The 11,451-nt window shown below is 33.6% G+C and carries 13 protein-coding genes and 3 tRNA genes (1 of these 16 only partly in view); 10 read left to right on the top strand and 6 right to left on the bottom strand.

Annotated features, from left to right (window positions below; translation table 11 throughout):
* The 5 genes from ACYQ3X_RS03065 to ACYQ3X_RS03045 all read left to right on the top strand — a co-directional run bounded on the left by ACYQ3X_RS03065 (position 1) and on the right by ACYQ3X_RS03045 (position 2,903).
* Entirely contained in the window at positions 1 to 891 is an 891-nt protein-coding gene (locus ACYQ3X_RS03065; protein ID WP_460180361.1) for a protoglobin domain-containing protein, read from the top strand.
* Positions 888 to 2,153, top strand: coding sequence for a phosphoribosylamine--glycine ligase (gene purD, locus ACYQ3X_RS03060; RefSeq protein WP_460180360.1), 1,266 nt, complete (start codon positions 888 to 890; stop codon positions 2,151 to 2,153). Before ACYQ3X_RS03065 ends, purD begins: the two co-directional genes overlap by 4 nt.
* A 24-nt stretch (positions 2,154 to 2,177) precedes the next feature.
* A tRNA-Leu gene (locus ACYQ3X_RS03055) sits at positions 2,178 to 2,258 on the top strand.
* Between the two features lie 40 nt (positions 2,259 to 2,298).
* On the top strand, positions 2,299 to 2,826 hold the full coding sequence (locus ACYQ3X_RS03050) for a macro domain-containing protein (RefSeq protein WP_460180359.1): 528 nt from the start codon (positions 2,299 to 2,301) through the stop codon (positions 2,824 to 2,826).
* A 5-nt stretch (positions 2,827 to 2,831) separates the two neighbouring features.
* Positions 2,832 to 2,903 (top strand) — tRNA-Thr (locus ACYQ3X_RS03045).
* Here ACYQ3X_RS03045 and ACYQ3X_RS03040 read toward each other — a convergent pair.
* Complete coding sequence (locus ACYQ3X_RS03040) at positions 2,904 to 3,398, bottom strand: ribonuclease H-like YkuK family protein (RefSeq protein ID WP_460180358.1); 495 nt, start codon at positions 3,396 to 3,398, stop codon at positions 2,904 to 2,906.
* A gap of 75 nt (positions 3,399 to 3,473) precedes the next feature.
* Between ACYQ3X_RS03040 and ACYQ3X_RS03035 the strand changes: the two genes are divergently transcribed.
* The 5 genes from ACYQ3X_RS03035 to ACYQ3X_RS03015 all read left to right on the top strand — a co-directional run bounded on the left by ACYQ3X_RS03035 (position 3,474) and on the right by ACYQ3X_RS03015 (position 6,477).
* Positions 3,474 to 3,545: transfer RNA gene (locus ACYQ3X_RS03035), tRNA-Gly, on the top strand.
* An 18-nt stretch (positions 3,546 to 3,563) separates the two neighbouring features.
* Positions 3,564 to 4,349, top strand: a complete 786-nt coding sequence (locus ACYQ3X_RS03030; RefSeq protein ID WP_460180357.1) for a tRNA (adenine-N1)-methyltransferase — start codon at positions 3,564 to 3,566, stop codon at positions 4,347 to 4,349.
* Entirely contained in the window at positions 4,346 to 5,650 is a 1,305-nt protein-coding gene (locus tag ACYQ3X_RS03025) for a B12-binding domain-containing radical SAM protein (RefSeq protein ID WP_460180356.1), read from the top strand. Before ACYQ3X_RS03030 ends, ACYQ3X_RS03025 begins: the two co-directional genes overlap by 4 nt.
* 34 nt (positions 5,651 to 5,684) lie before the next feature.
* A complete protein-coding gene (locus ACYQ3X_RS03020) occupies positions 5,685 to 5,828 on the top strand; it encodes a hypothetical protein (RefSeq protein ID WP_460180355.1) in 144 nt (47 codons plus the stop codon).
* Positions 5,803 to 6,477: a phosphorylase family protein gene (locus ACYQ3X_RS03015; protein ID WP_460180354.1), complete on the top strand. Its 675-nt coding sequence runs from the start codon at positions 5,803 to 5,805 to the stop codon at positions 6,475 to 6,477. The genes ACYQ3X_RS03020 and ACYQ3X_RS03015 overlap by 26 nt, the downstream gene beginning before the upstream one ends.
* On the opposite strand, the gene ACYQ3X_RS03010 is transcribed toward ACYQ3X_RS03015, so the two are convergent.
* The 5 genes in view from ACYQ3X_RS03010 to ACYQ3X_RS02990 are tightly spaced (at most 25 nt apart) and all read right to left on the bottom strand, a layout consistent with a single transcriptional unit that may run on beyond the window.
* The gene (locus tag ACYQ3X_RS03010; RefSeq protein ID WP_460180353.1) at positions 6,452 to 6,943 is read right to left on the bottom strand and encodes a tetratricopeptide repeat protein; all 492 of its coding nucleotides are present in this window, start codon (positions 6,941 to 6,943) and stop codon (positions 6,452 to 6,454) included. The two genes, ACYQ3X_RS03015 and ACYQ3X_RS03010, sit on opposite strands and share 26 nt — an antisense overlap.
* A gap of 19 nt (positions 6,944 to 6,962) precedes the next feature.
* Positions 6,963 to 7,376, bottom strand: coding sequence for a response regulator (locus ACYQ3X_RS03005; protein WP_460180352.1), 414 nt, complete (start codon positions 7,374 to 7,376; stop codon positions 6,963 to 6,965).
* Positions 7,373 to 8,275 carry a tRNA (guanosine(46)-N7)-methyltransferase TrmB gene (trmB, locus tag ACYQ3X_RS03000; protein WP_460180351.1) on the bottom strand — a complete coding sequence of 301 codons (903 nt, stop codon included), beginning with the start codon at positions 8,273 to 8,275 and terminating at the stop codon, positions 7,373 to 7,375. Before trmB ends, ACYQ3X_RS03005 begins: the two co-directional genes overlap by 4 nt.
* Before the next feature lie 25 nt (positions 8,276 to 8,300).
* The gene (locus tag ACYQ3X_RS02995) at positions 8,301 to 10,124 is read right to left on the bottom strand and encodes a transketolase (RefSeq protein ID WP_460180350.1); all 1,824 of its coding nucleotides are present in this window, start codon (positions 10,122 to 10,124) and stop codon (positions 8,301 to 8,303) included.
* A protein-coding gene (locus ACYQ3X_RS02990) for a sigma-70 family RNA polymerase sigma factor (RefSeq protein WP_460180349.1) crosses the window boundary here: on the bottom strand, positions 10,121 to 11,451 show its 3' portion. Its footprint extends 109 nt past the window's final position; 1,331 of the gene's 1,440 nt are visible here — the last part of the coding sequence; its start codon lies beyond the right edge, outside the window; its stop codon occupies positions 10,121 to 10,123. The genes ACYQ3X_RS02995 and ACYQ3X_RS02990 overlap by 4 nt, the downstream gene beginning before the upstream one ends.

Here is an 11,451-nt window from a genome sequence, read left to right as displayed (position 1 = left end):
ATGAGATCTTTTAAAGAAATTAAAGCGAATTATTATTTTACAAAAGAGGATGAAGCAAGGCTATCAGAGCTTAAGCCTCTCATGGAAAAAAGAGCTGAAAAAGTTGTAGGAGCTCTTTATCAATGGATAATCCAGACAGATTCAGCAAAAAGAATTTTTAAAAATGAATCATTAATAAAACATGTAATGAGACTTGTAAAAACATGGTTTATCAGTCTTTTTTCTGGCAGATATGATAATTACTTTTACGATTCACTGATAAGAATTGGTCAAAAACATGAAAAAGTTGGCGTAGATCCTCATTTTATGACAAGAGCAATAAACATCATAAGAAATGCTTGCGTTGATATACTTTGCGAGGAAGTGGAACATGAGAGAGAAAAATATTTAATATCAATCAATAAAATACTTGACATAAATCTTGATATTATCACCTCTGCATACCTTGAGGAAGAAATAAAAGGTTATTCACCAGTATACAGGATAAAAACTCAACTTGTTCGATATGGAGAGATATTTTCTCAAATTGTAAGTATTGTGCTTATAGTTGGATTGAGCATTCTTACATTTGCTGTTATTTATCTTTGCGGTAAAGATATATATGAAATATTATCAGGCAAACTTGAACAGAGAATTGTAACTGCACTTGGTTCAGTGCTTATTTTATGGGTTATGCTTGAACTTTTAAATACTGAAATGGCACATCTTAAAGGAGGAAAGTTCAGAATAAGTGTTTTTGTTGGAGTAGCACTTGTTACTGTAATAAGAGAAACCATGATTGCCACACTAAAACATGAAACAATTGAATTTATAGCCTCCCTGGTAGCAGCCATTCTTATAATAGGTATAGTTTACTGGTTAGTTAAAAAGACAGAGGAGGAAAGAAGATGAAAGTTCTTGTTTTGGGTTCAGGAGGTAGAGAACATGCTATAGTATGGAAGCTTGCTCAATCAAGGGTGGTTGATAAAATTTACTGTGTGCCTGGAAATGCAGGAATTGCACAAATTGCTGAATGCGTAGAATTAGAAAGTAAGGATTTTTCTGCTCTGGTTGACTTTGTTAAATATGAATGGATTGACCTTACAGTTGTTGGACCTGAAGACCCTCTTGCAAAGGGAATAGTTGATGTATTTCAGAAAGAGAGAAGAAAAATAGTAGGTCCATCAAAAGCAGCAGCTCAACTGGAAAGTAGTAAAGTTTTTGCAAAGGAATTTATGAAAAGACATAAAATTCCAACAGCAGAATACAAAGTTTTTACATCTTACACCCACGCTGAAGAATATATCAGATTAAAAGGTACTCCAATTGTTGTGAAAGCAGATGGACTTGCAGCAGGCAAAGGAGTTTTCGTATGCCACAGTTATGATAAAGCAATTGAGGCTTTAAAACTTATTATGAAAGAAAAAATCTTTGGCTCTGCTGGAGATAAAGTAGTAATTGAAGAATGTCTCACCGGGAAGGAAGCTTCCTATCTTGTTTTTACAGATGGAAAAACCATTATTCCTATGGTAACATCAAAGGATCATAAAAGACTTCTTGACAATGATGAAGGACCTAATACTGGAGGCATGGGAACATTTAGCCCAAATCCGGTAATTACTGCAGAGCTTGAAAAAGAAATTCTTGAAACAATAATTAAGCCAACAATAATGGGATTAAAATCTGAAGGAATAGTTTATAAAGGTATTCTTTATGCAGGGCTTATGATTGTCAACGGTAAACCCTATGTGCTTGAGTTTAATTGCAGATTTGGAGACCCTGAAACACAGGTTATTTTACCAAGACTTGAAAATGATTTAGTTGATATTTTTATGGCAATAGCAGAGCAGAGATTAAATAAAATAGATGTAAAATGGAAAGATGAAGCATCTTTATGTGTTATTCTTGCATCAGAAGGATATCCGGGAAAATATAAAAAAGGACTGCCTATTACAGGTCTTGAAATGGTTAAAGGATTAAAAGATTTAATTGTTTTTCACGCAGGTACTAAATTTGATGAAGATGGCAGAATTGTAACAAATGGAGGAAGAGTTCTGGGAGTTACTGGCTTAGGAAAGGATATAGGAGAGGCAAGGCAAAAAGTTTACAGCGCGATTGAGTTGATTCATTTTGAAGGCATGCAGTATAGAAAAGATATTGGATTAAATATTTAAAAAATTTTTAAAATAAAAAAATAAGCGAGAGTGGCGGAATGGCAGACGCGCTGGACTTAGAATCCAGTGGGGAGACCCGTGAGGGTTCAAATCCCTCCTCTCGCATTGAATGTTGAAAAGGTTTTAGTGTGCTAAGAGGGTTAAAATGCAAGAGAAAAAAGTTAATGGAAAAACATTACGAATAATGATTGGAGATATTACAGAAAGGAATACAGATGCCATTGTTAATGCTGCAAATAATTATCTAAAACACGGTGGAGGAGTGGCTGGTGCAATTGTAAGAAAGGGTGGACAGATCATACAAGAAGAAAGCGACAGAATTGGCTTTGTGCCAACAGGTTCTGCAGCCATCACAACTGCTGGTTCTTTAAAGGCAAAATATGTTATTCATGCTGTTGGACCTAAATGGGGTGAGGGTGAAGAAGAAGAAAAGCTTAAAAATGCAGTATTAAGCAGTCTGAAGCTTGCCAATGATTATAAACTTAAAACTATCTCATTCCCTGCAATAAGTTCTGGAATATATGGATGTCCAAAGGATATGGTGGCAAAAGTTTTAATTAATACAGTGATTGAATATTTAAAAAACTATGATACAACTCTTGAAATCATTGAGTTCTGTCTTTTTGATGAAGAAAGCTTTCGCTACTTTAAAAAAGAGTTTGATAAAATATAAACACTGCCGGGATAGCTCAGTGGTAGAGCAGTCGATTCGTAATCGACTGGTCGTGGGTTCAAATCCCATTCCCGGCTTTAATTTGTGTGCCTGTCTGCTACTTTTGTAGCACCGAAAGAATCAGGTTTTGTTACAGCAATGTATCCTGATCCAACAATCATCTTAATAACTTCTTTAATAAGGTTTCTTGTTGCTCCATTTTTACCTATATCAAGATGAATTTCAACAGGCAATCGGGATACTCCATTTTCAGACAACTTACTTTTTAAAGCCTCTGCTACTTCAAGGCTAAGTGAGGCTTCAGTAAAAATTCTCAATTTTAAACTATCCACTTTTTCATGTTTTATTTTTCTGTAAAAATATCTTCCACCAGCACCCTTTCTATGAATTATTATTGCAGTTACAAAGACAGTCTCTTCTCCTGGGAAAGAATCACTTCCTACTATTAAATTGTATTGCCTGTCCGGTTGTTCTCTTACAAAATCTATTATTTTTTCAAAAACCTGCTGAAATGACAAACATCCAAATGTAGGACTGATAAAAACTGATTTTTTAAGCGATTCAGTTTCCATTTTTTATATTTTACCAAAAATTTTCCAAAAGTTGACATATTTTAATCTATGATGATATAAAAAACTATATACCTTGCGGGCGTAACTCAGCGGGAGAGTGTCAGCTTCCCAAGCTGAAGGTCGCGGGTTCAAATCCCGTCGCCCGCTTTTTTATTGGAGGTCAACTTGCCTGTATTCAAAGAAGGTGATTTAGCTCTTTTGGTAGATTCAAAGGAAAGAAAATATCTTGTTACATTAAAAAAAGATGCCTCTTTTTCATTCCATAAAGGTAATGTTACATTCAATGAGATAATCGGCAAGCCTGATGGAATTAAAATTAAATCCTCTCAAGGGGAAACTTTGACTGTTTTTCGCCCTACCCTTGAAGAATACATTCTTAAAATGAAAAGAGGAGCTCAGATAATATATCCAAAAGATATTTCAAGAATTATCACCCTTGTTGATATTTTTCCGGGAGCAAAAGTATTTGAGGCTGGAACAGGCTCTGGAGCTTTAACGCTGTATCTTTTACGAACAGTTGGAGAAAAAGGCAAAGTTGTATCATATGAAAAAAGGCAGGATTTTTATGAAAATGCGAAGATGAATATTGAAAAATTTATTGGAAATGAAGCAACAGGACAATTAATTCTTTTAAATAAAGACATTGCTGAAGGCATAGAAGAATCAGATTTTGATAGAGTAATTCTTGATCTTACAGAGCCTTGGCTTTTTCTTAATAAAGTGGTAGATTCTTTAAAACCTGGCGGAATTTTGGGATGTTACCTGACAACAGTTTTGCAAATATATAGTTTAATGGAAGAATTTGAAAAAAACTTTTCTCAAAAACTTTACAAAATCGGCATATTTGAACTTCTTGAAAGAAAATGGGAAAAGGAGGGCTTAAGTCTCAGACCAGCTTTAAGAATGGTGGCTCATACAGGATTTATTGTTGTTTTTAGAAAACTTTCATGACTATCAGGTGTCTTCTTGTAAATCCATGGATTTATGACTTTGCTGCCTATAATTTCTGGGCAAGACCTCTCGGGTTGTTAAAAGTAGCTGAATTTTTAAGTCAATTTGATGTTGAACTTTTCTTAATAGACTGCTGTGATTCCTTTAGAGTGAAAAAATATGGAGCAGGAAAGTATAAGGCAGAAGTTGTTGAAAAGCCTGAAATTTTAAAAGAGATACATAGAAAATATAAAAGATACGGATGCACTAAGGAAGAATTCATTGAAAAACTAAGTTTTGTTGATCCTGTTAATCTTATTTTTGTTACTTCTATTATGGCTTACTGGTGGTATGGGGTAAAGGAAGTTATAGAAATTCTCAGAAAAAAATTCAAAAACATTCCAATTATTCTTGGAGGAATTTATGCCACTCTTTATAAAGAACATGCAGAAAAAAATACCAATGCTGATTTTATTTATGAAGGACAGATAGATGACAGATTAATTAAAGTAATTGAGAACTTCGGATTAAAACTTGAAAAAATAAACAATAAGCCAAAATACTGGTGGCAGATGAACTTTTACAAAGAAATGCCTTATGCTCCAATTTTAACTTCAACAGGATGTCCTTTCAGATGCTCCTATTGTGCTTCTTCTTTATTATACAACTCCTTTGAACAAAGGAATATAGATGAAGTAGCAGATGAAATTGAAGGATTATATAGGCTTGGAGTAAGAGACTTTGCCTTTTATGATGATGCTCTGCTATATAAAGCTGATACTCATATAAAACCTCTGCTAAAACAATTACTTAAAAAAAATTTACAGGCACGATTTCACACTCCAAATGGACTTCATGCTCGCTACATTGATAGAGAAGTTGCTCAGTTAATGAAACTTACAGGATTTAAAACTCTAAGACTAAGCCTGGAAACAGTGGACATAAAAAGACAGATAGAAACTGGCGGCAAGGTGACATGCGAAGAAATTGAAAAAGCAGTCCTGTATCTTAAAGAAGCTGGATTTTCTTCTCAGGAAATAGGAGTTTACATAATGTACGGACTTCCTGAACAAAGTCTTGATGAAGTAAGAGCTGGTGTAGAATTTCTGAAAAAATTAAAAGTTCGGATTCATTTAACAGAGTTTTCACCAATTAAAGGAACTTATTACTGGCAAAGGCTTGTAAAAACTGGCATTATTTCCGAAGATTTAGATCCTCTTTTAACAAATAATTCAATTTTTTCAGAGATTTTTGCTGGATATTCAAGAGAGGAATTAGAGAAATTAAAACTTGATGTCAATTATTTTAATCTGATATTATAGACAGCAAAGTTTTTATCCTGGAGAAATAAAATGGATGAAAAAATTAGCAGAATTAATGAGCATTGAGCAAAGATTCACTGCTTCACTTGAAAAACTAAGAGAAGCACTCAGGTTTTCCATGTTAGAAGTTCACAGTGATTTAGAGGATATAATTGATAGCTTTATTTTTTGCCACTGAAAAAGAATGTGAATTAATTATTAAAAGCTTACACAATAAGCAGTTTTTTTCTATAAAAACCGTATCATTTATTAAAGGCAAAATAAAAGATGTTGATTTAATTTTATGTATTTCAGGAATTGGAAAAACTTTAGCAACCATAGCATCTTTAATCTGTTTTGAAAATTTCTCCATAAAAAAGGCCATTGTCTCAGGCATAGGAGGTGCTTATCCTTCCTCTGGGCTTGAGATAGGAAGTATTGCAGTAGCGGAGAAGGAAGTCTTTGCTGACGAAGGACTGTTAAGAAACTGTCATGATGCTCCAGATTCTTTTATTTTTTTCAGTCTTGAAGAAATCTCTCTTTATGTACCAGATTTCTTGAAAAATCTTCCAAAAGGAACATTTCTCACTGTTTCATCCTGCACAGGAAATCTTGAAAGAGCCAGATTTCTTGAAAAAAAATTCAATGCCCTATGTGAAAATATGGAAGGTGCAGCAGTAGGAAAAGTATCTAAAATTTATAATATTCCCTGTATTGAAATAAGAAGCATCAGTAATACAGTGACTGACAGAGCAAAACTTTTAAGTTTAAAGGAAGTGACAGAGACATCTTTGATAGTTCAAAAATTTATTATTGAAAATCTCATACTATTTGAAGAGTCTCTTTAATCGCTCCAATAATTTTCTGCACACTTTCTTTTAATTTCGGATAATTTTCCCCTGAATACTTTATAAAAGCTTCATAATGTTTTAGAGCATCAGCTTTTTTATTCATTCTGTAATAAGTTACTGCAAGATTGTAATGTGTTTCAGGATTTTCAGGATCAAGTTCAAGAGCTTTTATAAAAAATTCCACAGCTTTTTCATACTCTTCTTTATTTAAATAGACAAGACCTATATTTGCATATGGCAAGGCAAAATCTTTATTAATCTCAATGGCTTTTTTAAATTCATCTATTGCTTCTTCAAATTTATTGAGATAAAAAAGAGCAAGTCCGTAGTTGTTATGAAGCTCAGGTAAATTAGAGTCTTCCTTGATAAGTTCATTATACATTTTGCAGGCTTCTTCAAACTCTTTATATCTGAGCATTAAATTTGCTTCTTCAAATCTTGATTCAAAATCTTGCTTTTGCATAGAAACAATTATATCAGATCTATTCAGGTTTTGTATACATATACCATGGTTTTTCCGTAGTTCTATGAATGCCACACAGTTTGGCAACTGCATCAACTATTTGATTTGCATTAAAAGGTCTTACAATAACATTGTCAACCATTTTATCCTGAATAAGCTTTATTATTTCCTGTTTGGCAGTATCAGCTGCAATTATCAAAAGAATTTTAATTTTTGATTTACTCCTTATTTTCTCTAAAAAAGGAATTGTGCTTTCACCATCAATCTGAGAGTCAATTATCATTCCACAAAAATTTATATCTGCTTCAAAAAGTTTCTCAATTTGATACACATGGTCAAAATATTGTAATGATACCTCTGAAAGCTCCTTCAAAGCCCAGTTAACAGTATTTTTAATATCCTTTTGAACACATACCAGAACTTTCTTTTTCATAAAATCTCCTTTCCAATTATTTTACCTAACAAAATTAAAGCCTTTTGAATGCCTTCAGTTTTCAAGACTTCACTAAACTTAGACACATCTATTATAAAATAATCATTCCTTTTCTTTACAGTTACCATAAAACTCTGTAGAAAACCGTTCTCACTGAGTAAGACTTCCACAGCATAATCCTGTTGCCTTTTCCATACAGAAAAACATTTTAAATAAAGAGCATCTTCTATTTTAAATGCTTTGTGGGCTATTAGTTCTACATCTATATTTGCTAAAACTTTCACAGGATACAACTCAGACACCTCCTTTATTTCATTGATTTTCAATAAGACGGGCTCTTTTTCTTTTTTAAGAACAATATCCCATATATTTTTGCCCATTGATAGCCATCTTTTTTCATATTTTGTTAAAGGCTCATTTATTGTGGGATTTAAAACATTGATGGAAAAACAATTTAAAAAAGCGGATTCTTGCAGTGTGAACTCAACAAAGGAATAATCATCAGTTCTTATTTTAATTTCACCATCAGGAACTAATTTTTTTGTATAAATATAAAGATTTTCCCTTCTTGTAAGTCTTCGTTCAGCATGGGATTTTTTAAACCATGGATCAGGATAGTTCATTATTATTTTTTTCACGCTACTGTCCCTGAATAAAAGCTGGAATGCCCAGTATGCATCAAGACGGGTGCAATAAATATTATTGATTTTCTTGAGACTGCACTTTTTCAAAAGCTTATTTACTGGAATCCATGATTTTTCAATGCCAAAAAATATCTCATTTCTGTTTTCCTCTGCAAGTTTAATTAAAAAATCTCCTGAACCAAAACCAATTTCAACTATAATATTTTCAAAAGCAAGAGGCTTCTGAGCCTTCCGATAATCAATATAGTTTTGCATAAATACCAAACTTTGGCTATGACAACTAAAATAACTTATTGAGTCTGATAACAAACTCAACTATTGCTTTTACGGAAATCTCTTCATAATCTAAAAGCTCTTCAGGTGTGCCACTTTTGGGAGTTTTTTTGCAGGCAAGACTATAAACTCTCTCAGAGCCAACTTCAGATTTAACAGCTTCTCCAATACCTCCAGCTGGATAATGATCTTCAACTGTAATAATTGCTTTTGTCTCTGAAAGAGCATCCTTTAGAGTTTTTACATCCAAAGGCTTTACACTGTAAAGATCAATAATCCTGATAAAAATTCCTTTATTTTTCAGTTCTTCATATGCTTTCAGTGCTTCATGAAGTGTTATTCCTGCTCCAATAACTGTGAATAAATCTTTATCAGACTTTCGGATTACTTTTGAACCACCAATGGGAAACTCTTCATCATAGCTGTAAATAACAGTCGTTGCAGAGCGAGTTGTTCTTATATAAACAATTCCATCATGTTTTGCTGCCTCTCTTACAAGTTTTTCTGTAGAAACTGCGTCACTGGGATATAGTATTACGCTATTTAAGATACTTCTCATCATTGCGATATCCTCAAGACCCATCTGGCTGGGACCATCCTGTCCAATTGAAACTCCTGCATGGGAACCAACAAATTTTATATTTGCCTCGCTATATTGTGCCATTCTTATATGATCAAAAGCACGGGTAAGAAAGGCTGCAAATGTTGAAACAAATGGAATCTTACCTCTAAGAGCAAGACCTACTGCCATTCCAACCATATTCTGCTCTGCGACAAAGCATTCAAAAAATCTTTCTGGATAATATTTTTTAAATATCTCTGCGTATGTAGAATTACTCACTTCTGCGTCCAGAACAACAATATTAGAAAACTCCGGAAATATTTTTACCAAAGCCTCACCATAGGCACGCCTTGTAGCAACCATCTCACCAATCCTATATCTTTTTGTAAACTCCTTTATATGCAGAGGAATGGGGTCAGGTTTAAGACTATCAGGCTTTTTCACTGAAATTGTAAGCTTTTTTATCATTCCAAGCTCTTTCAAAGCTTCCTCAAATTCAGCCTCTCTGAGTGCCACGCCATGTCTATTATCTCTGTCTTCAAGAAAAGAAACTCCTTTTCCTTTAACTGTTTTTGCAATTATCATTGTAGGTAAATTACTTTTCAGGGCTTCTTCATAGGCTTTAAAAATCTCATTGAAATTATGTCCATCAATACATATTGTTTTCCATCCAAAAGAAGAAACTCTTTTTTCATAAGCAGATAAATCCCATCCATACATTGTCTCGCCACGCTGCCCAAGTCTATTTACATCAATTATTCCAATGAGGTTGTCAAGTTTGTAATATGAAGCAAGCTGAATTGCCTCCCATACAGAGCCTTCAGCCATCTCACTATCACCAAGAAGAACAAAAACGCGATATGGAAGTCTGTCAATATATTTGCCGTTAATTGCCATTCCAGCACCTATTGAGAGACCCTGACCAAGAGAGCCTGTTGCAGCCTCTGCATATGGAAATGCCCTTACAGGATGCCCTTGCAGAGGAGAGTCAAACTTTCTTAAACTCATGAGTTCTTCTTCAGTAATTTTGCCTGCTACTGTCCAAAGAGAATATAAAAGCGGTGCTGCATGTCCCTTTGAAAATATAAGTCTGTCATTGTTTGGATTATTGGGATTGTCTGCATCAAAATGAAAAAAGCCTCCGAAAAGGAGGCTTACCATTAATTCTACTGATGAAAGGCAGGTTGTGGGATGTCCTGAACCTGCTTGGGTTGTTGATAAAAGAATATAGTATCTTACAAGCTTTGATATTTCATTGAAATCTTTCACTTTTTGTTTTCTGGTGTTTCACTTATAAGCATTTTAAGAAGTCTCATTCTGCTTGGATGCTTAAGCTTTCTTAATGCTTTAGTCTCAATCTGACGCACTCTTTCCCTTGTAATTGAAAGATATCTTCCAACTTCTTCCAGTGTATGATCCCTATCCTCACCTATTCCAAATCTCATTTTTATAACTTTTTCTTCCTTTGGTGTAAGAGTTTTTAAAATTCTTTGAATGTGTTCACTGAGTTCTGTTCTTTCAGCTTCTGCCACAGGAGAGGGCGATGTTTTATCTCCAATAAAATCTTCAAGTTCTGTATCTTCGTCACCAATTGGTGTTTGAAGTCCTATAGGATCCTGTATGGCTCTGAAAACTTCCTCAACTTTTCTTACAGGAACACCGAGTTTTTCAGCAATTTCTTCATTACTTGGTTCTCTTCCAAGCTGCTGTGTAAGTTCACGAGATGCCTTTGTAACTCTATTATAAAACTCCATCATATGAACTGGTACTCTTATTGTTTTGGTCTGGTCAATTAAAGCTCTTGTAATTGCCTGCCTTATCCACCATGTTGCATAGGTTGAAAATTTAAAACCCTTTTCATATTTAAATTTATCAACAGCTTTCATTAAACCAATATTGCCTTCTTCTATTAAATCAAGCAGTGGAAGCCCTCTACCTACATAGTTTTTAGCAATGTTAACCACAAGTCTTAAATTCCTGGTAATTAATTCATTTTTTGTTTCTTCAACAAGACATTTTGCTTTATATATTTTTTGCCAGATATTTTTTAATTCATCTATTTTAACTCCTGCTTCGTTTTCAATCTTTTTAATTTCTGTATAAACTTCTTTATAAAGATTCTCCAATTGTTTTGTATTTTCACTTAATTTCTTTTTTTCATTTATAATTTTTCTTAATTCTTTGAGAGAACCATACTCTTTAATTTTTTCTTCAGCTTTTTCAATGTCATTAATTAAACTTTCCAGCCGAATAATAGTTCTACTTAGAGCCTCTTCTGCTTTATCTTCTTCAGTTAATGTCTCAGCATCTTCTTCTTTGTTTATTTCATCTAAAATTTTTTTATAAAGAGATAATTCCATTATTGTTTCTTTAATTATATTCTTTCCTTCCTGAAGTTTTTTAGCAAGTTCAACTTCCTCTTCCTTGGTAAGTATTGGAATATCACCCATTGAGTTAAAATAAGCCTGGACCAGATCTTCTACATGCTCTTCTTCTTCAAACTCTTCCTCTTCTTCTAAAAATACTTCCTCTTCATCTTCATCAACAACTCTCACTCCCATATCACTTAAAACATCTATAAGATCCTCAATCTCTT

The organism is Thermodesulfovibrio sp. TK110, assembly GCF_054658355.1.
This window is presented reverse-complemented; position numbering and strand designations above follow the sequence as displayed.